The sequence below is a fragment of the Parapedobacter sp. ISTM3 genome (assembly GCF_016533505.1).
GTDB classification, from domain to species: Bacteria; Bacteroidota; Bacteroidia; order Sphingobacteriales; family Sphingobacteriaceae; genus Parapedobacter; species Parapedobacter luteus.
Map to the genome: position 1 here is coordinate 25700 of NZ_JAENGN010000019.1, position 20991 is coordinate 46690.

Consider the following 20991-nt stretch of genomic DNA (forward strand, 5'->3'; position numbering starts at 1 on the left):
TAATGCGAAGAGGCTGTTTCCAATATTGAAACAGCCTCTTTTTGTGTGCATTTATTTTTGGTATAGTTTACAATTTGGTTAATGTTTGTGTTCAATGTTGTTTTTGACAATTAATAAGCGATGCCTGTGATTGATGTTTTGCCATCTTCCTTTTTGGTTTAGGTCAAAAAAAACTGCCGCAGAATATTTTCGGCGGCAGTCAAATCCAACAATTAAAACTTCATTTTCTGTATTCGCACCGCGTTTAGAATTGCTAATAATGCCACACCTACATCGGCAAATACGGCTTCCCACATTGTAGCCAGTCCGCCTGCTCCGAGTATCAGTACAATTGCTTTCACACCGAACGCCAAAACAATATTCTGATAAACAATTTTCTTCGTCTGTTTCCCGATATTGATAGCCATCGGGATTTTAGACGGCATATCGTCCTGTATAACCACATCGGCAGTTTCAATGGCGGCATCACTTCCTAAACCACCCATTGCGATACCCGCATCACTCAATGCAATTACAGGAGCATCGTTTACACCGTCCCCGATAAAGGCTACGCTTCCATTACGGGATTTGATTTCTTTTACTTTATTTACTTTGTCTTCGGGCAATAAATCTCCGTATGCACTGTCAATTCCTAACTGATTTGAAACGTATTGTACCACGGTATTTTTGTCCCCGCTTAACATTGTGGTTCTAACACCCATTTTACGCAGTTTGTCAACGGCGGCTTTCGCATCTACTTTAATGCTGTCAGAAATGGTTATATATCCGGCAAACTTACCACCATAAGCGATTGCTATCACGGTATAAACAATGTTTGCCGTGTCTGCATCGTGGCTGATATTGAACTTGTCAAGCAATTTGAAATTACCTACCAACAGCTCTTTACCGTTGACAGTGGTTTTTAGCCCGTGTCCGGCAATTTCTTCCGTATTTTCAAGTTTCACTGTGGTATCTACTTCTCCCCAGTAATTGTGGATTGCGGTTGCCACAGGGTGCGTACTTTGGCTTTCTAAAACATTGACAAGGTTCAGGATTTCATCTTTGTTGAACTCCGGTTTTATGAATACTTCCTGTACTTTGAAAACGCCCTCGGTCATCGTTCCTGTTTTGTCCATTACTACGTTTTCAACTTTGGCAAGAATATCAAGGAAGTTGGAACCTTTGAACAAGATACCGTTCCGGCTCGCTGCTCCAATACCACCGAAGTAACCTAACGGAATGGAAATTACCAACGCACAAGGACAAGAGATAACCAAAAATACCAATGCTCTGTACAGCCATTCGCTGAATACATAGTTATCTACAAAGAGTGCAGGCAGCAAAGTAATGGCTATTGACAGGTACACTACGATTGGCGTATAAACTTTGGAGAATTTACGGATAAATAATTCGGTGGGTGCTTTTTGAGAAGTTGCATCCTGTACCAATTCCAGAATTTTGCTCAATTTACTATCAGCGTAGTCGGTAGTAACTTTTATCTGACTTACGGTATTCAGGTTAATCATACCTGCCAGTACAGTGTCGCCTTTACCTTTGGTGTCGGGTTTACTTTCTCCTGTGAGTGCTGCTGTATTGAATGAAGCACTATCCGAAACTAATTCGCCGTCCAAGCCTAATTTTTCGCCCGGTTTCAATTGGATAATATCGCCAATGTTAGCATCTTCGGCTTTTATCACAACCGCTTTGCCTGCCCTAAGAACCGTAACTTCATCAGGACGTTGGTCTAACAGGGCTTTAATATTTCCTTTGGCTCTTGATACTGCAATGGTCTGAAAAACTTCTCCTACGGAATAAAACAACATAACGGCTACTGCTTCGGGATATTCGCCTATGGCAAATGCTCCTATTGTAGCAATACCCATTAAGAAGAACTCTGAAAAGAAATCTTTATACCGGATACTTTCTATTGCTTCTTTAATTACGGGTAGTCCGACAGGGATATAGGCAATTACATACCAAGCAATTCGTACCCATCCGGTAAACCAATCCTGTGGAAAGTAATTATCTAACCCGATGGCGATAAGCAATAAAATTAATGAGATACCCGCAGGCATAAAAAGCTGAAACGCTGTTTTGCCCTCTATGTCGTGGCTGTGGTCGTGGTCATCCCCGTGGCTGTGCCCGTGTCCGTGACTATGGTCGTGTCCGTGGTCGTGGTTATGACCACCTTTTTTGTTATGGCTGTGTTTATGACCGTGGTCGTGATGGTGGTGGCTGTGGTCGTGATGGTCTTCCTCATCATCACAATGTCCGGCATCGTCTTCACTGCAACTGCTGCCGTCAGTGTGTCCGTGTCCGTCATCTTTATGATTGGCATCTTTTAGCAAATCTGCTGCTCCTGCTTTTTCATAAATTTTCTCTGTTCTTACACAGCACAACTGATTACCCTGCGTATCATATTTGTGTTTGTGTTCCTTTTTTTTTACAAGGTTCAGATTGTTATCTGTACTGCAACATAGTTTTGACATATCTATTAATTGTTTTTAATTTCCATTTATAAGGCAAAATTACTATGGGGTTTTGGGAACTTAGTTGCAAAAGCAACACGGCTATTTTGGAGTATATAAAATTTGCCTTTTGGAAAGGAGCGGTTGCTATGCTGTGGTTTCGGTAATGAAAAAACAGCCTGTGTACCTGTCGTCAATCATTACAATAACCACCTTTTCGTTTACGTGGTCTAAACTTTCATCGTAATAGAAGTCATAAGATTTCATCCAGGCTATATTGCCGATGATGACTTCGTGTCCGTCCACAAAACCTTTAATGCCGCAGCCGGGTATCTTTTCAAATTTATCAACCGTATAATCTGATAAAGTGATTGGCGGAAGTGCTTTGAGAATAGCTTTTGCTATGGGATGCTCTGCTTTGGATTGCAGTGCTGCCGTGTATGCCATCATCGTGTCTTTTTCGGGAACGGCACATTCAAACCTGATGACTTTAAAATTATTGTTGTAGCCTACATCTGTATCTTGGGTAGGGATATATTTATCTGCCATAGTAATATTTGATTTAATTACACAGCAAAACTACCCGTTGGTTTTGGGAACTTGGTTGCAAATGAAAAGCAGCCATATCCTGAAATATGACTGCTTTTGATTAACCGATTGGGATAAAAATTATTTTTTCTTAACGAACCTCGAACATTCGTTACACATTCCTTTCATCACGAAATTGACACTTTCCAACAGAAATTTATCGGGAAGCTGAATGGGCGGTATGGAAATGCTTTCAAGGCAAAAGGTATTTTTACAACGGTTACAGTTAAAATGTACGTGCAGCTCGCCAACGGTACACATACAGGTATCACTGCAAATGGAATACTTCATTGAGCCGGAACCGTCATCAATCGTATGGATGAGCAGGTTGTCGTGAAAAAGGCTCAACGTTCTGAAAATGGTCGATTTATTGACAGTTTCCAATTCGGTTTCCAAATCGGTAAGGCTGAACGCTTTTTTAAAGTCAGACATTGTTTTAAAAATTAACAGCCTAACTGATGTTGGTTTTATACTCCTGTTCAATAATTTTTGTTCCAAGCGTTCCATTTTTAGTATTTTATATGCTGTCCGTAGCTAAGGTGATTACACAAAAATAGACAACCTTGCTGCCGACAATTTTACGATATTCTTTGTTTGATTTATGATATTTACTGTTTAGGTTTTTACAGGTAATGTATGTAGCCGATTTCGGGCAAATACATACAGTCATCGCAATTGTCGTATTCTACGGTTGCTTTTTCGGGTTGGTCGAAATTGGCTTGTAAAAAAGCATCAGAAAACAAGGCATAAGGCGGATGTTCGGCAATATGATTTTTCAGCATCTTGTGTGCTTCTACCACAGGTGCGCCGTAGAGCTTCTCGAATTTCCCGATTTTGTATTTGGTAAATTCCCCGTAGTGTACAATTATCTTTAATGATAAAGGAATTTCTATTGCCAGTTGTAATGCGAGGCGTTTGAGTTCCTTTTGAAAATCGTTGTACATCTGTTCTATCTGCATCAATGTTTCTTCAAAGGTGGGCAGGTTGTGGTACTTGTAAAAAAGTATCGCATCGCCCTCAACCTCGGAAATTTCAAGGCAAAGGATATTGCTATCCATTACTGATTTGAGCAGGCTTTCTGTTATGTATTTTCCAACAAACATATTTGATTTGATAACGAAATCCGTAAAGCCTGAAATGTCGGGTATCATTATCATACCGTTTTTATTGGCAGTATCGTGTTGCATTTATATCATCGTATTAACCATTAAAAATGCAGGGGCTTGTTACCGTCCCCCGCAAATTGAGTGTATCTCACTCCAACAAAAACTATTTTATCTGCCCGGTAGCTTTGTGGTACACAGCTTCGGCTATTTTGTACCGTATTTTTGCATCCAACATATTGCTGTATGCTCTTTGCCAAAGCGTTTCAGCTATCAGCACATCTTCTCCGGTAATGGTTCCGGCTTTAAAGCGGTCATTGCTCAACTTCAAATTTTCGTCGGCTTCAATTAATGACGCCTGCATCAAATCAATGTTATTCGCCTGCAATTGCAGATTAAGCATTGCGTGCTCAATCTCCACCGTGATTTGGCTTTTCAGTTCTTTCAAACCGTATTCAGCCGAACGTATATTAGCTTCCTGCTGTTTTACTTTTTCTTTTCTGCTACCCCAGTCAAAAACCGGGATTTTCACGCTTAGCATACCAAAGTAGGTTAGCATATGGTTTTTGGTCGGGTCGCCAAAGTTAATACCCTCTTTTCCAAAGGCAGCCATTCCATTGAGCGATAAGCCTACCGATGGTTTCAGGTCGGCTTTGAGCATACTTTTGGTAAGCTGGCTCATTTTAATGCCATTGGTTGCCAACTCAATTTCCGGTCGGTTCGCATCGACAGCATCCAAAACACCCTGCTTAGAAAAGTCGCCCGTACTCAATGTATCGGCTACGTCTATACCTGTTGGGGCTTCCATCCCGATTAACTGGCTCAATCTTCTTTTTGCCAGGATGAGCTTATTCTCCGCAGCCTGCAAACGGGCTTCGTTTTCATTCTGGAGCACCTTTGCCCGCAATACATCGTTTTTGTAAATCAATCCTGCCCCAAACTGGTTGTTCAGGAATGTATAATGCGAAGCCAGTTGCTTTTTAACCTGCTGTTCCAGTTTGATTTCTTCCTTAGCCTGCACTAAAAGCCAGTAAGCGGTTTCGGTAGCCAGTAATACTTCGTCTTCCACCAATCGTTGTTGCGCATTGCTCATCTGTATATTGGTTTCTGCCATCTGCTTGCCGTACTTAATCTTACCGCCTGTGTAAATCGGCTGTGTAACGCTGACCATCGGTGCAAACCCGTATTCGGGCAGCATTGTGTTCAATGGCTCGCCAAAGTAAAAGGCGGTTGCCGAAGCATCCAGTTTTGGTCTGCCTGCCACATCCGCAATCAGCTTGTCGGATTGGGTGGCAATTACGTCTTCTTTAGCTTTGCCTATTCTGTTATTGTTTTTTAATGCCAGTTCTTTGCTTTCCGCAAGGGTTAGCTGCTGTTGTGCAAAGAGGTTGTTTGTTCCCTGCAAAAGAACGAAACCGCATATAAAAACCTTTATGACTGTTTTATATCTTTTCTGTAACATAATCCCTTTTTATGATAAATATTTTTGGTGGTGAACATCGGTATCGGTATTGCGCTCGTGCTGTTCATCCGATTGTTTGTTTTTAGGTGGTTTTACGAACCTGTAATACAGTACCGGAACGATAAATAATGTGGTAATCATTGATACCAGAATACCGATTGAAATGGTACTTGAAATCGGTCCCCATTCCGGCGAGCCACTCGCCATTAACGGTATCAAACCGATTGCTGCCGCCATTGAGGTAAGGAAGATTGGTCGCATTCTTCGTTTAGCTGCAAACAGGGCTGCTTCTCTAATCGTATGACCGTGCTCCCTTACCAGTTCATCTGCATAGTCCACGAGGATAATCCCGTTACGGACTACGATACCCAGTAAGGCGGTAATACCGATGATTGCCATAAACCCGAACTCGTACCCTGTAAGGAACAAGCCCAACATTGCGCCCAGTAAACTCAACGGGAACGAAGCCAGTACAATGAATACTTTACCCACACGCTTGAACTGGAATAACAGCACAAGGAAGATGAGAACGAAACTTATCATAAAAGCCTTTCCCATTTTGGGACCGCTTTCCAGTCCATCCTCATACTCGCCGCCGTAGGCAATCTTAATGCCTTTAGGCAGTTTCAGGCTGTCAATTTTAGGCTGTACTTCTGCAAATACTTCTGCGGGTTTTCTGCCCAACTGCGCTTCGGAAGAAACGGTTAAGGTTCTTAACCCGTTACGGTGTACAATAGCCCCAGTATGCCACGACGGTTGTAAATCTACCACCTGCTTTAGAGGAACCTTAGCACCGAATGTTGAATTGATGTACATATTGCCCAAAGCATCCAGATTTTCCCTGTCGCTTTCGTCTGTACGCAATACAATGTCGATGGCTTTATTGCCCTCCCACATCTGCGATACCGGGTATCCTTTTATCTTTGCACCCAATGCCTGTGCTATCTGCGCTTTGGTAACGCCCAAACGCAAGGCTACATCTTCTTTAACCACGGCTTTCAGCCCTACATAATCATTCTGATAATCGGTGCGCACCCAGTTAGAACCTTTAGTGTTTTCCAGTAATGCTGCAACCTGCTTGGCTACTTTTTTCTGCTCGGTCATATCCTTGCCAATCACACGGATTTCAATCGGTGCGGGCTGCTGCTTCTTGCTTAGCTGCCTAACCCGCACATAACCGTTCGGCAGGTAGTTGTTGAATTTCTGTACATACTCGTCTATCATTTCTGCCGTTGCATCTTTGCTTGTGGTATTGATGAATACCTGCGCAAAGTTTTCCCGTGGGTGCTCCGGTGCATAGGTAGAGTAGAAACGTGGCGAGCTTGTACCGATAAAACTTGCTGTGTTTACAATGCGCTTATCGCCTGCAATTTCCTTTTCTATCTTCTTAACGGCTGCTTCGGTTTCGTGGATATTCGTACCGTTATCCATCCACAATTCAAGGTTGAACTGGTTTCTTTCCACGATAGGGAAAAATTCGGTTTTAACCTGACTACCTACCACGAAAGACAGTAAGAAGATAACCAAACCTGCTACCAACGTAGTTTTCTGCCATTTCATACAGAACTCGATTGCCCGGTCGAAACCGTCCTGCATCCGGTCTAAGAAATTGCGTTTTTTGGGTTTATCATCGTGCTTTTTCAATCCTTTTTTCAGGAAGTGGTAACACATATACGGCGTAAGGAACAAGGCTACAAGGAACGAAACCGCCAAAGCTATGCTTACGGTAATCGGTATCCATTGCACAAACTCTCTCGTAAGCCCGGTAAGCGTAAATGCCAACGGCAGAAACGATAGGACAATGGTAAGCGTAGCCGTGAAAATGGGAACCATCAACTGCGTGGCACTCTGCCAGGCGGCAGTCCACGACGGTATTTTTTCGTCCACTTTCTCGATGTAATTATCCACTACGATAATGGCATCATCGACCACCATCCCCAGTACGATAATCATTGCCGCCAAACTAACCTGGTGCATTTCGATACCCAACAAATTGAGGATAGCAAATGTTACGGCAATGGTAACGGGTGCTGCAATGGCTGAAATGGTGGCAACCCTGAACGGCAGCAGGAGCATTACGACCAAGATAACGGCTGCAATGGCGATACCGAACTCGATAAAGAAATGCCCCAAATTCATATCAACCACTTCGGGTTGGTCAACAATGGTGCTGACCTGCACATCTGATGGCAGGATTTCTTTTACTTCAGCAACTTTCTGTGTCAGCGCATTACCCAAATCGACAATGTTCTGTCCGGGCTGCATTTCTACGGTCAGCATCATTACATCGTTTCCTGAAACGGTAATTTTGCTTTTCAGGTCTTCATATCTTCTCTCGATGTTGGCTATATCCCGCAAACGGATATTGCCGCCCTGCGGGGAACTATATACAATCAGGTTCCCGATTTCATTTTCATTCTGATACTGCGCATCCGTGAAAATAAGGAAACGGTTTTTGTCAATTTCAATATCGCCACTCGGAATAGTTACATTCTGTTGGCTTAATGTGTTTGTGATTTCGTTGATACCGAAACCGTATTGCTTCAATACATCTTCTCGCAGGGTAATAAATACCTGCTGCTTCTGTCCGCCGTAACGCTTGATTTTGGAAACGGACGGTATCGTCTTAATGCCGTCTTCCAGTTCATCCAAATAGTTTTCCAACTGGGCGTAAGAACGACCGGGGGCTGATACGGCAATCATCTGAACAACCACATCGCCGAAATCGCTGTTCACATACGGTCCCTGTACGCCCCGTGGCAATGCTAAAGGCATATTGGCATCCAAACCGTGCTGTAAAGTATTCCAGAATTTTTTGGTGTCCTTTACATAGTCCTGCAATTCTACCGTTACAACCACCTGTCCGGGCTTACTTTCCGAATGGGTTTTTTCTTTTTTGATTTCCTCGAAACCGAACAGGTATTGTTCCAGCTTGTCGGTTACTTCTTTCTCTATCTGCTCTTCGTCGGCTCCGGGGTAGAAAGTCACAACAAGCCCCTGTCTAACTGTTACACGGGGGTCTTCACTTCTCGGCATCGTCATTAATGAAATTAACCCGGCAAACACCATAATAACGGTAATCGCTATCGGTACTTGCGGAAATTTCATTGCCGCTTCAATGAGGTTTATCTTTCTTTTCATAAATTATTCAGATTTTGGGGCTGATGCTGTTACCGATGTAGTTTGCGCTTTTACTTTCTGCCCGTCTTTCACGTTGTTTTGTCCGGCGAGGATAATTGTCTGGCTCTCGTTAAGACCATCGGTAATAATAACTTCATCGCCCACGATTTTGCCTACTGTAACCCTTGTCAGCTTAGCGGTGTTGTTCCTATCCACAACATATACGTGCGGGATTTTATCTACATTGTTGATGATGGCGGTAAGCGGTACACGCACCTGCCTAACCTTTACCGGAATGCCTGCAAGTACTTCTGTAATCATTCCCGGCATCAGCACACCGCCCGGATTGTCCAAGCGAACTTTCAGCGTGTAGGCTTTTGAAATTTCATCAGCTACGGGATTGATTATAGTGATTTTGCCCGTGAAATTGCGTTGCAGTGTAGGAATGTTTACGGCTACCTGCATTCCTTGTTTGAAGCTGCCGATTTCGCTTTCGGGTACGGCAAACTGTGCATATACCATATCTGTTTTTACAATGGTAAAGGCAGGAACGCCCGGTGCTGCCATACCGCCAACCTCGGCAGTTTTAACGGTTATAATACCATTGGTCGGTGAATGCAAACGGCTGTCGGCAATGCGCTTGCGGTTGATTTTTTTGTTGGCTTCTGCCTGCGCTACTTTGGTCTTGATGTCGATGTAATCCTTTTCAGGGAAACTTCCTTTTTTGTACAGTTCATCAAATCTTCTGAACGCATCCTGGCTCTGCTCTAAACTGGCATTGGCAATCTGCAATGCCGCTTCGTACTCGGTGGCATCAATGCTTGCAAGAAACTGTCCTTTGCTCACTCGCTGCCCCTCATTTACACCCACACTGTTAATCGTGCCGGGAACGGCAAAACTTATGGTAGTCATATTGTCGGGTACAATAGAACCCGAATAGGAAACGGATTGCTCGGTTTCCGAACTGCTGATAGTGGCTACGGTGACTACCGGAGGCTCATCTTTTAACTGTTTTTCTTCTTTTTGTTTGCAACTCTGTATCAATCCTGCTCCGATTATGAAGAGGGATAACAAACCAATTTTACTTGTTCTCATCTTACATTTATTTTGTTACGCTTCTTTGTTTAATTAAACTTTTAAATACAGGGCAAAGGTCGGGTTACAGCTAAGGCGCAGCTATACGAAATGACGCGTAAAAGTTGTGAAATTTACTTCTTTGATTGGTGGGTATCTGCCTGAAACAAACAGAGCTACTGATGTTTCAGTAGCTCTGATGCTCGCATTAAAAAATAGCAAAATGCCTGCGAATGGATTGAAAAAGCCTCAATGCGGAGTATGCTATTCGTCCATCTGCATAGTAACGTTTTGCCCTTGTTGCTGCTTTACCTGCTTGAAATAGCTTGATGTAAAGCCGGTGTGTTTTTTCAACTGGTTGGAAAGGTATGCCTGACTGCTGTAACCCAGTACGTGGGCAATCTCGGTCAGCGACATTTCGGTATGTACCAAAAGGTCTTTTACCTTTTCAATCTTCCGATTAATGATGTACTTTTCGAGTGTTATTCCCTCCACCGAAGAAAATAAGGCACTCAATGTATCGTAGTTCTTGTGCAGCTTGCCACTGATTAAGGTTGTAAATTTGGTAGGAGTGCCGCTTTGCAGTTGCAACGTGATACCTTTCTCCACCAACTCTTTTATCCTGTTTATCGTCTTTTGGTTCTTGTCGTACATCAGTTCTAAGCCGATGCTTTTCAGCATCGTTTTTATGGCTCCCAACTTTTGCGAAAAGTCTGCCGTATCTTTTATGATGGCTTGCCCCAGTTTTATATCCAAGACCTCAAAACCCAAAGCTGTCAATTCCTGTTCAAGAACATACGTACATCTATTGCACACCATTCCTTTTATTAATAGTGTCATAGTTCTAAAGTGTATAAGTTCCTTTATTCAATGGTCAAAATTCTGCATTTGCCACCGACATACTATTATGATATTCCGGGTTTGTTTTGTGAAATTTTATGAAAATCGGTGCAGCAACATTAAATATCATAAACTAAACAGGGAAAAGTACATAGCTACACCCGTTCATCTTACGGAATTTTGTAACAGACAACATCCGTATAAAAATGAAGAATAAAAAAAGCAACGAACATCAAGTTTTAAAGGTGCTGAAAGACTATAACGCAGGCAAAAGCGGACTGGAGCTTTTTGAGAAATACGGCGTTTACGGCACGAACATTTTTGAACTCAAACAGAAATACAAGGATTTAGGAATGGATATTCTTGCAGAATTAGTAAATTTAAACGCAGAAAACAGCAGGCTAAAAAATATGTACGCCGAATTGTGCATACAGCACCGGAAGCTCAAAGACCTGCTAAAAGAGGACTTCTGACAGGACAGCCGGGAGTGATAAACAGCAATTTAAAAGACTATTACTATGACAAATGTAACGTACAAATACGCTACGGTTTTGGTAGCGATACAGAACCTACGGAACGAGGGCTATAACGTGGATTTCAACCTCGAAGAGAACTGTTTAATCTGCGGCAGCAACAAATATACAGTTGATGAATTTGAAATCGAACAGGTCTATCGCTACGAGGGAGAAAGCAACCCAAGCGATGAGGCAACGGTGTACGGAATTGCCTCGAAAGACGGTTTAAAAGGAATTTTGGTTACAGCTTACGGGGCTTATACGGATAGTATGAGTACAGCAATGCTCCGCAAACTGGCACTTAAAAAAGACTAACAAAACAACAAGGGCAAAACAGCAGCTATAAAGCTGTAATTTTGCCCTTTTTCTATATGGATATTACTGTACCGTAACACAAACATCCGCATTCATCGGGTAGCTTTGGCACAACAAAATTATTCCCTCGGCAATATCCTGTTCTGTTAGTGCGCCGTTATGGAGCATCCGAACTTCCCCATCTGTTTTCACCGCCCAACAAGCCCCGCAGGTTCCGTACTTACAGGAACTCGCCACTTTGATATGATGCGCTTTCATCGCATCCAAAAGCGATTGCTTCGGCTGTACCTCAATGAGCGATGTACATTCATACGTTTGCTTTTCGTCGTTCTCGTAATTGTCCTCGTAATAGTTTACAATCACATCTTTAACAGTACCGTCCGTTTCCAAATCGCCCGCATCCACCGGAACCGGGTCGAAGTATTCCAAATGGATATGGTCTTCGGGAATGTTCAAACCCGTTAAGGCATCCCGGTATAAATCCATCAGCCCATTGGGTCCGCAGATGTAATAATGGGCTGCCGCAACCTCGCCAACCAGTCTTTTAATGACCGAACGCAATACAAGCAAATTGAACCTGCCTGCAACGTGGTTGATTTTGGTGGAAATAAAATCGGGGGCGGTAAAGGAATAACAAATATTCAGCTTTTGTGCTGCCTGCATCGTTTCCAGTTCATTCCAAAATATGGTTTCTTCCGGCGTTTTGTTGCTGTACACCAGTAAGGGAATTTGGTTACTGTTCTCAACGCTTTTCAGCATTGCGTATAACGGGGAAATACCGCTACCACCCGCCAACAAAACAATTTGGGAATGCTCGGCTATGGGCTTTTCCAAAACAAAGCTGCCAAAGGGGGCTTCTATTTCCCAGGCTTCTATTAGTCCGGCATTATCTAAAATGTAATTGCTCATCTTTCCGCCCGTAACCCTTTTAATGGTAATGGCGGGAAATTCGTCAGATGGCACAGAACTGAACGAATACGAACGTATGAGCTGTTCGCCGTTTATGGCAAGCCTGATGTTAAGGTATTGACCGGGCAGGTAGCTAAATGCCTGCTGCTCCGTGTCAAAGTATATACTAATGGTATCTTCGGTTTCCTGTATAATTTTATGTGTTCGCCACGTGTATTTCTTCATCCCTCGGTAGTTTCTTGTCTTGCATTGCTGATAAAAAGAAAACCTCTGCTTCTGTACACAAAGCGAGGTTTCATCAAGACTTCTATTTAAAAGTTTGCTGTTCTGACAATTATAGTTCGTTTTGCTTTTCCTGCTGTCTTCTGATGATTTCGAGCTTGTTTTTTCGTATCTGCTTAAAATGGGCAGACGTTAATCCCGTGTAAGTTGCTAATTGCTCTGATAGTTCCGCAGGCTTCTGATAGCCTAACGATTTTGCGATTTGTGATAGCGATTGCTCGGTGTACACCAATAACTCTTTTACCTTTTCGATAATGCGCTTGATATAGATAATTTCAAGGCTCATATCGCATTCAACGAGAAACAGATTATTCAACTGCTGATAATCCGTTTTCAGTTCTTTTGTAAGCTGCACGGCAAACGGTGCAGATGTACCTGTGTCCAATCGGTTCTGTATAATCCGGTCTGCTACATTGCAAACTTTCGTCATTATCTCCGAACAGTCGCTTGAATTTTGTTTCTGTAACATTGCTTTTTATTTATGGAACGAGGTTATTAACTGTTTCATACGCTGGAGTGGCTTTGGTAAAAAATCCCGGAGAAGCACTGGCGTACTTGCTCCGGGACTGCCCAAATCTTATCCGCAGCATCCTGTTGAACAACTTGAAGCCTTATCGCCGTCGCCGCCAACTTTGTAGCCTGCTTTTTCAATCGCCTCAACCAACTCTTCTTTTACTTCGTCGTTTTCAACCGAAACAGATAATTTTCCTGCTTCCAATTTTTCAACTTTAATGCCGTCAATATCTTTGATTGCTCCGTTTACTCTTGACTGGCAGTGTGCGCTTTGCATATCTGGTATGCTTAATTCTACATTTTTCATTTTGAACTTATTTTTATTGTTATACAAATTTCCGTATTAAACGGATGGTTACTATTACGCTATTCCTTGTAAGATTTGTGATTTTTACTGATTTTGAAATCGCCGGATTACTCTACGATTAATTTGCCTTTCATATAGATGTAATGGCCGGGAAACGAACACAGAAAATCATATGAACCCTTAGCCGGAGCCGTAAAGGTAATTTCCGTGGTTTGCCCACCGCCAATCATATCCGTTTTAGCAATAACGGCTTTTTCCATTCCTTTAGGTATGTAGCCGTTGTCCTTAGCATCTATCGCAGCATTGGCAAAGGCGTTGAAATCCGTACCCTGTGCAAGAATGACAACATTGTGTCCCATTGCCTCAATTGGTGCTTTACCGATATGCTTCAGGATAAGCCTTACTGTTTCGCCTGCTTTGGCTTTCAGTTCGGTTTTGTCGAACTTCATATCATCGCCACCGCTAATGGTAATTATATTTTCGTTCCCTGTTTCTGCTGGGGCAACCGCTTCTTCTGTTACTGGCTGATTGCTCTCCTGTGTGGTCTGTTCTTTTTGCTGATTGTTGTTACAGGCGGTAAATGCGATTACCGACAATGCTAACACTAACTTTTTCATTTCTATTTGAGATTTTATATGTTATCTGATAGCGCAAATTTCAGCACATAAGGCCACTTCCTTATTACGCTTTTCCGTGTTTGATTTGTGATATTTACTGATTGGACAGGGCACAAAAAAAGAGGGTTGCAAGAACCCTCTGAATTTTAAACAAAAAAAATGCCAGTATTACGCTGCCATTTCCTCACACGCCTTTGCACAAGCTCTGCACGCTTCTGCACATTCTTTACAATGCTCCATACCCATTGCAGCGTGTTTTTCACATTCTTCAGCACAAGCGTTGCAAATGTCAGCACAAAGTTTGCAAATGTCTTTGCTAAATTTACCGTCAAGACTTAATACGTTTGCTGACGCCTGGCAAATAGCTGCACATTCCAGGTCTAACTGGATACATTTTTTTACGTGTGCAACATCATCTTCGTTTAAACAAGCGATGGCACATTGGTTACAGATAGCCACACATTTAAGGCAGGCTTCTATACACGATTGGAATTTTGTCTGTATCATATCTCTTAATTTTTGTGATTACTAAATTATAACATTTGAAGCCCGGTTTAGTTCTTTTTAAGTTAACTTTAGTAAACGCTAAAAGCATTTTTCCATTTTAATCCGTTGGGTTCCACGCCGTGCTCTTTTAGTATATCTGACTGCAAATTTTGTTCCTTAATGGTTAGGGCTTCTTTCAATTCGTCGTATCGGCTCGGTAAAAGTTCCGAAACTTTGTAGTAATTATAGAGTATGTGGTTCTTCCTGATGTAGATAATCCGGAGCAGGCTCAATTCTACCTCTAAGTTCTTTTTCTCCTCCTGATTTTTGATGCTCAAAGCAATCTGTTCGTAGCTCCTGACCAGTTCCTCGGTCAACACCAGTTCCAACAGCGTATTCATTCCACCAAAGAAGCTGAAAAATTTGCTTCTGGAGATTTTAGCAACCGATGTAATGTCGGATATTTTCACGTCCTGTATGTTCTTCTCCGTTAAAACCGCCCTTATGTTTTCAATGGATCTGCGGACAAGGTTCGCATTCTGTGTATCGTTGTTTGTCATTAGGAAATTCCCTCCATAAAAGTTAGACCATATACAAATCTACTTATAGGATAAGAGCTTGAAAGTGTGATTTTTCTTGTAAGATTTGTAATTTTTACGGATAAGTCATAAAAAAACGGCAGCTCCTTTTTCAGAAACTACCGCTTAGCAAACGCAATAAAGCTAAGTTCTACATTATTTTTTTAGCTTGTCAGCAGGTGGGTTATAATCAGCTAAAGTCGTTACTCTTACGGTATCAACCCCAGTAATATCCCAAGTAATCGGTATCATTGTCATGTAATCACACTTAGGACACATATCACCCTGAGAACCTACCATTTCTTTATGTCCAGGACAGCCGGTAATTAGGTGTCCTGCTGCATCAATTAGTTCGCCTTTTTCATTTCTGTCTTTGAGTGCTACTTTTTCAACGGGTTTATCAACCTGTTCTGTAGCATGGTTATGTCCGTCACCATCGGTGTGTACATGAGCGTCCTTTGCTGTTTTGGTATCGCCACCACAAGATGTAAGAAAGATGGCTAAAGAGGTGAATGTACCTATCAGTAATTTGTTCACTTTCATTTTTATTTATTTTTAGAGATTAAAACTTGATTTTATTGAATTTGATTAATGATTATGGTTGTCGTGACTTGATGGGTCAGCTTTTACACTACATAATATTGAATTATCGTGCATGTGAGCAGGTGTTTCCAACTGGATAGTGACATGGTGAATGTTCAGATCTTCCAAAGTATACTCGATGTTGCGGAGCAATTTTTCACTTTCTTCAATCTTCATTTTTTCATCTACGACCAAATGGCAGGTAAGGGCGTTCAAACCACTTGTTATTGTCCATATATGAAGGTCGTGCATCCCTTTGACACCCTCTGTTTTCAGAATTTTTTCTGTCATCTTTTCCACCTCTACATTCTCCGGCGTACCCTCCATCAGTACGTGTACCGATGATTTAGTTACTAAATAACCGCTCCGTAAAACCAGTATGGAAACGATGATACTTGCCAACGGGTCTGCCCACCCCCAACCAAAGAACATAATCAGCAAGGCTGCGATGATAGCACCAACCGACCCTAACATATCACTGAGGACGTGCAGGTATGCTCCACGCATATTGAGGTTTTCTTTTACATCAGACCCCCGCATCATTATCCAAGCTACAAGCACATTGACCAGTAGTCCAATGAATGCAACAATCAGCATACCGCTTGATTGAATTTCCGGTGGGTTCTGGAAGCGTTCTATTGCCTCGTAAATGATATAACCTGAAATCAGTATCAGCGTTGCGCCGTTAATGACTGCTGCCAGTATTTCAAATCTTTTGTAACCATAAGTCTTTCCGTAGTCAGCTACCTTACTACTGAACTTAAATGCCATCAATGCGATGAAGAGTGATACTGCATCACTCAACATATGTCCAGCATCGGCTAATAGGGCAAGGCTGTTAGTTACTAACCCACCTATAACCTCTACTGCCATATAGACCGTAATAATGACCAAACTAACCGTTAAGGTCTTCTTATTCGTACTATGAGAATGGTCGTTTCCTTGCTCTTTTTCCATAATTTATTTTTTCCATTTTAAGCGTAAACTGTTGCTTACAACACTTACACTACTTAACGCCATTGCTGCTCCTGCAATCATCGGGTTCAATAAGAAACCGTTAATCGGATAAAGAATACCTGCGGCAATTGGAATACCGATAAGGTTGTAGATGAACGCCCAAAACAGGTTTTGCTTGATAGTCGCAACGGTCTGTTTTGACAATCTAATCGCCTGCGGTATTTTGGTAAGGTCGGATGAAATGATGGTCATTTTCGCCACATCCATAGCGATATCCGAACCTTTGCCCATTGCGATACTTACATCAGCTGTTGCCAGTGCGGTACTGTCGTTAATGCCATCCCCAACCATCGCTACCACTTTGCCCTGTGCTTGAAGTTCTTTTACAAAGTCGGCTTTGTGCTGTGGCAATACTTCGGCTTTGTAGTGCCCGATGCCTGTCTGCTGTGCAATGGCTTTGGCAGTCGCTTCGTTATCTCCGGTAAGCATATACAGGTCGATGCCCATATCCTGCATTTCCTTGATAGCTGCTACCGATGTTTCTTTAATTTTATCGGAAATAGCGATTACCGAAAGAGCCTGTTTGCTGTTTGCAAACCATATAACGGTTTTAGACTGTGTACCCCATTCGTCCGCCTGCTGTTGCAGTTGGTCGGCAATGGTAATGTTGTTTTCAGCTAACAGCTTTTTATTACCAACATAGTAAGTATCGTTGTTGTAATCGGCTTTTGCGCCTTTACCCGTAATACTGTCGAAGTTTGATAATGCAGTGGTGGAAACGCCCTCCAAATGTTTTACAACGGCTTCCGCCAATGGGTGCTCCGATTGCTTTTCGATGCTCAATAAAACGTCTTTGGTCGCATCGTCATTGTTCAGCCATTGTATGCCTGTAACCTGGGGTCTTCCCTCGGTAATTGTTCCGGTTTTATCCAGTACGATAGCATTTACTTTTTTCGCTAATTCAAGACTTTCGGCATCTTTAATCAGGATGCCGTTTTCAGCACCTTTACCCACGCCTACCATAATAGCGGTCGGTGTAGCTAAGCCTAAAGCACAAGGACAAGCGATAACCAGTACGGTAACGGCTGCTAAAAGACCTTGCACTACGCCGTTGTCGCCTCCTAAGAAGTACCAAAGAATAAATGTAAGAATGGCAATGCTGATTACTACGGGAACGAAAATCCCTGCGATTTTATCTACCAGTTTTTGTACCGGAGCTTTACTCCCCTGTGCATCCTGTACCATTTTGATGATGTGGGCAAGCATTGTTTCTTTACCCACTTTTACCGCCTTAAATTGGAAGCTGCCTTTTTGGTTGATGGTTCCTGCAAATACTTTTTCGTTCTCTTTTTTCAGTACCGGAACAGGCTCGCCGCTTAGCATACTTTCATCTACATACGAGTTGCCCGATACGACCATTCCGTCCACTGCGATTTTTTCGCCCGGCTTAACCAAAATAATGTCGCCTGCATTTACATCTTCGATAGCTTTTTGTCTTTCGGTTCCGTCAGCTTCTATCACGATAACTGTTTTCGGCTGTAAGCCCATCAGCTTTTTAATAGCTGATGAGGTGTTGCCTTTGGCTTTTTCTTCTAATAGCTTACCTAACAGGATGAATGCGATAATAACGGCTGCTGCTTCAAAATAGACGTGAGCGTGTAAACCCCTTTGATGCCAAAAGTCCATAAACAGCATATTGAACACGCTGAATATGTAAGCAATACCTGTACTCAATGCTACAAGCGTGTCCATATTGGCAGAACGATGTTTCGCCTGCTTCCACGCATTGATAAAAAAGTCTTTGCCTAACCAAAGCACTACCGGAGTGGAGAATGCCCACATTATTTCATTACCATAGGGCATATCCATAAAGAACATACCGATAATGACTACCGGGAGCGATAAGATTACCGCCCAAATGGTTTTGTTTTTAAGTTTTCTGAATTTTTCGGCGTGGATAGCTTCTAAGGTTTCCTGCTGCTTGTTCTCGTCTTCAAGTAAAAGGTCATAACCGCCGTCCTGCACCGCTTTTCTGATTTGCTCGGAATTGGTCATATTTGGCAGGAACTCGACGGTAAGATTGCCTGTACCGTAATTCACTTCGGCATTTACCACACCCGGAGCGTATTTTACCATACTTTCGGCACTGCCTGCACAGGATGCACAGGTCATACCTAAAACGGGATAGGATTGTTTAACGGTCGGAACGCCGTAGCCTAAATCTTTGATTGCTTTTACAGCTTCGCCTACTACCTCATTATCATTTACGGTAATAGCCGCCCTGCGGTTATTTAGCTCTACTTTGTGGGTTTCTACGCCTTTTACCTGTGCCAGTCCTTTTTCGACGATTAATGCACAGTGCTCGCTTTCCACATCCTCTAATGGGATGTAAATTGTTTCTTTATTGGTTGCCATATCTCGATTGCTTTATTTTCATAATGCAAAGTTGGCAACAATAAAGGGGACTTCTATTGTGAAATTCTGGGTTTGATTTGTAAGATTTACTTAAACCTTATCCAGTGGCTTGCGCTTGTCCTCACGTATCTGCTTGAAATGGCTTGGTGTAAGCCCCGTTACTTTCTTAAACTGGTTGCTCAAATATGCCACGCTCGAATAATTCATACGGTCGGCAATTTCGCTTAAAGACAGCTCATCATATACCAAAAGCTCTTTTACCTTTTCTACTTTCTGTGCGATAAAATATTTCTCAATGGTCGTGCCCTCAATATCGGAAAACAGGTTGGAAAGATAGTTGTAGTCGTTGTGCAGCGCATCGCTCAATACATCCGAAAGATTGGTTTTGGCATCATTGTCCTGATGGTGCACCAAATCAATGATAACATTTTTTATCTTCTCAATCATCCGGCTCTTCTTGTCGTCAATGACCTGAAAGCCCAAAGGGTCTAAAACATTTTCCAATGCTTCACGCTCTTTTGTGGTTAAATCTTTTTTAAGGGTTATTTCGCCCAACTTTATATTGTTAGCCTCTATACCGAGCTTGTCGAGTTCGTTTTGAACTACGAGAATACAACGGTTGCAGACCATATTTTTGATAAATAATTTGCTCATATTTCCCTAAATCACTGTTCATATTATTGCATAAATACGCAAAGACAAATTTAGGATTAAAATTTAAGTATTTATTGATTGTGAGCGACTAAGTGATACGGGTAAGGTTTTTTACAGGAGAAAACAGGCATAAATGGTTCAAAATCTTCCCCATTGTAGGGGCATATTGGCAGTTAAATCCCTGTTTATTAATAACATTTGTGCAGGTACACTGTATCAGTAACAAAGTATCAGTAACAAAATCCTCCCTACTATGAGAAAATCATTAGGCAATATTGTTAGCGAAATTCAGGAGAAGGAACGGAAACTATCACTTACGTGCTCGGGGCTGATTGAAGAGGCTTTTCAAATGACGGTTTATCTTCAGGAGCTACTGGTTTCGTCAAAAGAATGTGTTTTAAATTCGGGCTTTGTCAATGAGGCAAAAGAGATTGAGTTTTTCAAAATGGTTAAACCCCAAATCCTGGGCAAACTCATCTACTACAATAAGCTCTACCGGATAGAAACCGCTTGCCCGGTTAATAACGGGAAAATGTATCATACTTATTTCGCTAACCATTTACAGGAGTTAAAGATTGAATTTAGGGAACATATTTGCAACTCCCACTTTTACCGATACTACCGTTCGGGAAGGGTGGATAAGGATAGCGAATACTTTAAGCGGGGGCAGATAAATTACCTCGATGGGCTTAATAGTTACGTTTTTGAAATTGACCCGCAATTCTCTACCTATTATGATTACAAAGTAGCCCGCATCATCGCTAACGACCTGTTATACGCCTACCTCTTAACCAAAATCAGCCCCGAAGAAAATCCCGATACCTTTTTTCAAAACACAGACGACATCAAAGAGCTTTCTTGGACGGACAGCAAAAACGCCCTGATTGAGTTGATGTATGCCCTGTACGCATCGGGTGCTATTTCGGGTGGTAAGGTGGGCATCCGAAAGCTCACAGCCATTTCGCAGGTCTTGTTCCGAATTTCACTGACCGATGTGCATCACGCATTCCACCGGATGAAAACCCGTGCAGGTTCTCGCACCTTGTTTTTAGACCAGTTGAAGCAGGCACTTGAAGAATATATGGATAAGAACGTATAAACACCCCGTCAATAAAGAGTTTGAAAGCAATACGCAACCCGTATTGCTTTTTTTGTGCTTGCACTTGCCCATATATGCCAATTGGCAAACAGGCATATTTTCCTACACCAAAAATCAACAAATCTGCC

The 20991-nt window shown here is 42.3% G+C and carries 21 protein-coding genes; 3 read left to right on the top strand and 18 right to left on the bottom strand.

Annotated features, from left to right (window positions below):
* Nucleotides 1–212: 212 nt before the first annotated feature.
* The 8 genes from JHJ32_RS19720 to JHJ32_RS19755 form a co-directional block, all read right to left on the bottom strand.
* Nucleotides 213–2468, bottom strand: a complete 2256-nt coding sequence (locus tag JHJ32_RS19720) for a heavy metal translocating P-type ATPase (protein ID WP_050377143.1) — start codon at nucleotides 2466–2468, stop codon at nucleotides 213–215.
* 126 nt (nucleotides 2469–2594) lie between these two features.
* Nucleotides 2595–2996, bottom strand: coding sequence for an HAD family hydrolase (locus JHJ32_RS19725; RefSeq protein ID WP_050377142.1), 402 nt, complete (start codon nucleotides 2994–2996; stop codon nucleotides 2595–2597).
* A 120-nt stretch (nucleotides 2997–3116) separates the two neighbouring features.
* A complete protein-coding gene (locus tag JHJ32_RS19730) occupies nucleotides 3117–3542 on the bottom strand; it encodes a Fur family transcriptional regulator (RefSeq protein WP_082171028.1) in 426 nt (141 codons plus the stop codon).
* Between the two features lie 116 nt (nucleotides 3543–3658).
* On the bottom strand, nucleotides 3659–4192 hold the full coding sequence (locus JHJ32_RS19735; RefSeq protein ID WP_233632775.1) for a DUF2652 domain-containing protein: 534 nt from the start codon (nucleotides 4190–4192) through the stop codon (nucleotides 3659–3661).
* Nucleotides 4193–4304: 112 nt separating this feature from the next.
* The gene (locus JHJ32_RS19740) at nucleotides 4305–5600 is read right to left on the bottom strand and encodes a TolC family protein (RefSeq protein ID WP_066439822.1); all 1296 of its coding nucleotides are present in this window, start codon (nucleotides 5598–5600) and stop codon (nucleotides 4305–4307) included.
* A 9-nt stretch (nucleotides 5601–5609) separates the two neighbouring features.
* Nucleotides 5610–8741, bottom strand: coding sequence for an efflux RND transporter permease subunit (locus tag JHJ32_RS19745; RefSeq protein WP_200122127.1), 3132 nt, complete (start codon nucleotides 8739–8741; stop codon nucleotides 5610–5612).
* Nucleotides 8742–8744: 3 nt separating this feature from the next.
* Nucleotides 8745–9815, bottom strand: coding sequence for an efflux RND transporter periplasmic adaptor subunit (locus JHJ32_RS19750; RefSeq protein WP_200122128.1), 1071 nt, complete (start codon nucleotides 9813–9815; stop codon nucleotides 8745–8747).
* 243 nt (nucleotides 9816–10058) lie between these two features.
* On the bottom strand, nucleotides 10059–10634 hold the full coding sequence (locus JHJ32_RS19755; RefSeq protein ID WP_200122129.1) for an AraC family transcriptional regulator: 576 nt from the start codon (nucleotides 10632–10634) through the stop codon (nucleotides 10059–10061).
* 206 nt (nucleotides 10635–10840) lie between these two features.
* On the opposite strand from JHJ32_RS19755, the gene JHJ32_RS19760 reads away from it, so the two are divergent.
* Together JHJ32_RS19760 and JHJ32_RS19765 are read left to right on the top strand one after the other, a co-directional pair.
* The gene (locus tag JHJ32_RS19760) at nucleotides 10841–11107 is read left to right on the top strand and encodes a hypothetical protein (protein WP_027384316.1); all 267 of its coding nucleotides are present in this window, start codon (nucleotides 10841–10843) and stop codon (nucleotides 11105–11107) included.
* 45 nt (nucleotides 11108–11152) lie between these two features.
* Nucleotides 11153–11464, top strand: a complete 312-nt coding sequence (locus JHJ32_RS19765; RefSeq protein ID WP_027384315.1) for a hypothetical protein — start codon at nucleotides 11153–11155, stop codon at nucleotides 11462–11464.
* A 63-nt stretch (nucleotides 11465–11527) separates the two neighbouring features.
* Here JHJ32_RS19765 and JHJ32_RS19770 read toward each other — a convergent pair whose 3' ends face one another.
* The 10 genes from JHJ32_RS19770 to JHJ32_RS19815 form a co-directional block, all read right to left on the bottom strand.
* Nucleotides 11528–12598, bottom strand: a complete 1071-nt coding sequence (locus JHJ32_RS19770; protein ID WP_200122130.1) for a flavin reductase family protein — start codon at nucleotides 12596–12598, stop codon at nucleotides 11528–11530.
* 109 nt (nucleotides 12599–12707) lie between these two features.
* Nucleotides 12708–13124 carry a helix-turn-helix domain-containing protein gene (locus JHJ32_RS19775; protein WP_143095588.1) on the bottom strand — a complete coding sequence of 139 codons (417 nt, stop codon included), beginning with the start codon at nucleotides 13122–13124 and terminating at the stop codon, nucleotides 12708–12710.
* 108 nt (nucleotides 13125–13232) lie between these two features.
* Nucleotides 13233–13475, bottom strand: a complete 243-nt coding sequence (locus tag JHJ32_RS19780) for a heavy-metal-associated domain-containing protein (protein WP_051230726.1) — start codon at nucleotides 13473–13475, stop codon at nucleotides 13233–13235.
* A gap of 107 nt (nucleotides 13476–13582) precedes the next feature.
* Nucleotides 13583–14092 (bottom strand): plastocyanin/azurin family copper-binding protein, encoded by a 510-nt coding sequence (locus JHJ32_RS19785; RefSeq protein WP_027384313.1) that lies wholly within the window; start codon nucleotides 14090–14092, stop codon nucleotides 13583–13585.
* 168 nt (nucleotides 14093–14260) lie between these two features.
* The gene (locus JHJ32_RS19790; protein ID WP_027384312.1) at nucleotides 14261–14599 is read right to left on the bottom strand and encodes a four-helix bundle copper-binding protein; all 339 of its coding nucleotides are present in this window, start codon (nucleotides 14597–14599) and stop codon (nucleotides 14261–14263) included.
* Between the two features lie 68 nt (nucleotides 14600–14667).
* Entirely contained in the window at nucleotides 14668–15138 is a 471-nt protein-coding gene (locus tag JHJ32_RS19795) for a hypothetical protein (protein WP_027384311.1), read from the bottom strand.
* A 174-nt stretch (nucleotides 15139–15312) separates the two neighbouring features.
* Nucleotides 15313–15699 carry a hypothetical protein gene (locus JHJ32_RS19800; protein WP_027384310.1) on the bottom strand — a complete coding sequence of 129 codons (387 nt, stop codon included), beginning with the start codon at nucleotides 15697–15699 and terminating at the stop codon, nucleotides 15313–15315.
* A 45-nt stretch (nucleotides 15700–15744) separates the two neighbouring features.
* On the bottom strand, nucleotides 15745–16695 hold the full coding sequence (locus JHJ32_RS19805; protein WP_027384309.1) for a cation diffusion facilitator family transporter: 951 nt from the start codon (nucleotides 16693–16695) through the stop codon (nucleotides 15745–15747).
* 3 nt (nucleotides 16696–16698) lie between these two features.
* Complete coding sequence (locus JHJ32_RS19810; protein ID WP_200122131.1) at nucleotides 16699–19110, bottom strand: heavy metal translocating P-type ATPase; 2412 nt, start codon at nucleotides 19108–19110, stop codon at nucleotides 16699–16701.
* A 90-nt stretch (nucleotides 19111–19200) separates the two neighbouring features.
* Nucleotides 19201–19764: an AraC family transcriptional regulator gene (locus tag JHJ32_RS19815; protein ID WP_200122132.1), complete on the bottom strand. Its 564-nt coding sequence runs from the start codon at nucleotides 19762–19764 to the stop codon at nucleotides 19201–19203.
* Between the two features lie 253 nt (nucleotides 19765–20017).
* Between JHJ32_RS19815 and JHJ32_RS19820 the strand changes: the two genes are divergently transcribed.
* Nucleotides 20018–20863, top strand: coding sequence for an RteC domain-containing protein (locus JHJ32_RS19820; RefSeq protein ID WP_200122133.1), 846 nt, complete (start codon nucleotides 20018–20020; stop codon nucleotides 20861–20863).
* Nucleotides 20864–20991 lie beyond the last annotated feature (128 nt).

Bases quoted from the DNA above. Each gene is read 5' to 3' on its own strand.
- JHJ32_RS19720 (WP_050377143.1), bottom strand. From the start codon at position 2,468: ATGTCAAAACTATGTTGCAGTACAGATAACAATCTGAACCTTGTAAAA.
- JHJ32_RS19725 (WP_050377142.1), bottom strand. From the start codon at position 2,996: ATGGCAGATAAATATATCCCTACCCAAGATACAGATGTAGGCTACAAC.
- JHJ32_RS19730 (WP_082171028.1), bottom strand. From the start codon at position 3,542: ATGGAACGCTTGGAACAAAAATTATTGAACAGGAGTATAAAACCAACA.
- JHJ32_RS19735 (WP_233632775.1), bottom strand. From the start codon at position 4,192: ATGATAATGATACCCGACATTTCAGGCTTTACGGATTTCGTTATCAAA.
- JHJ32_RS19740 (WP_066439822.1), bottom strand. From the start codon at position 5,600: ATGTTACAGAAAAGATATAAAACAGTCATAAAGGTTTTTATATGCGGT.
- JHJ32_RS19745 (WP_200122127.1), bottom strand. From the start codon at position 8,741: ATGAAAAGAAAGATAAACCTCATTGAAGCGGCAATGAAATTTCCGCAA.
- JHJ32_RS19750 (WP_200122128.1), bottom strand. From the start codon at position 9,815: ATGAGAACAAGTAAAATTGGTTTGTTATCCCTCTTCATAATCGGAGCA.
- JHJ32_RS19755 (WP_200122129.1), bottom strand. From the start codon at position 10,634: ATGACACTATTAATAAAAGGAATGGTGTGCAATAGATGTACGTATGTT.
- JHJ32_RS19760 (WP_027384316.1), top strand. From the start codon at position 10,841: ATGAAGAATAAAAAAAGCAACGAACATCAAGTTTTAAAGGTGCTGAAA.
- JHJ32_RS19765 (WP_027384315.1), top strand. From the start codon at position 11,153: ATGACAAATGTAACGTACAAATACGCTACGGTTTTGGTAGCGATACAG.
- JHJ32_RS19770 (WP_200122130.1), bottom strand. From the start codon at position 12,598: ATGAAGAAATACACGTGGCGAACACATAAAATTATACAGGAAACCGAA.
- JHJ32_RS19775 (WP_143095588.1), bottom strand. From the start codon at position 13,124: ATGTTACAGAAACAAAATTCAAGCGACTGTTCGGAGATAATGACGAAA.
- JHJ32_RS19780 (WP_051230726.1), bottom strand. From the start codon at position 13,475: ATGAAAAATGTAGAATTAAGCATACCAGATATGCAAAGCGCACACTGC.
- JHJ32_RS19785 (WP_027384313.1), bottom strand. From the start codon at position 14,092: ATGAAAAAGTTAGTGTTAGCATTGTCGGTAATCGCATTTACCGCCTGT.
- JHJ32_RS19790 (WP_027384312.1), bottom strand. From the start codon at position 14,599: ATGATACAGACAAAATTCCAATCGTGTATAGAAGCCTGCCTTAAATGT.
- JHJ32_RS19795 (WP_027384311.1), bottom strand. From the start codon at position 15,138: ATGACAAACAACGATACACAGAATGCGAACCTTGTCCGCAGATCCATT.
- JHJ32_RS19800 (WP_027384310.1), bottom strand. From the start codon at position 15,699: ATGAAAGTGAACAAATTACTGATAGGTACATTCACCTCTTTAGCCATC.
- JHJ32_RS19805 (WP_027384309.1), bottom strand. From the start codon at position 16,695: ATGGAAAAAGAGCAAGGAAACGACCATTCTCATAGTACGAATAAGAAG.
- JHJ32_RS19810 (WP_200122131.1), bottom strand. From the start codon at position 19,110: ATGGCAACCAATAAAGAAACAATTTACATCCCATTAGAGGATGTGGAA.
- JHJ32_RS19815 (WP_200122132.1), bottom strand. From the start codon at position 19,764: ATGAGCAAATTATTTATCAAAAATATGGTCTGCAACCGTTGTATTCTC.
- JHJ32_RS19820 (WP_200122133.1), top strand. From the start codon at position 20,018: ATGAGAAAATCATTAGGCAATATTGTTAGCGAAATTCAGGAGAAGGAA.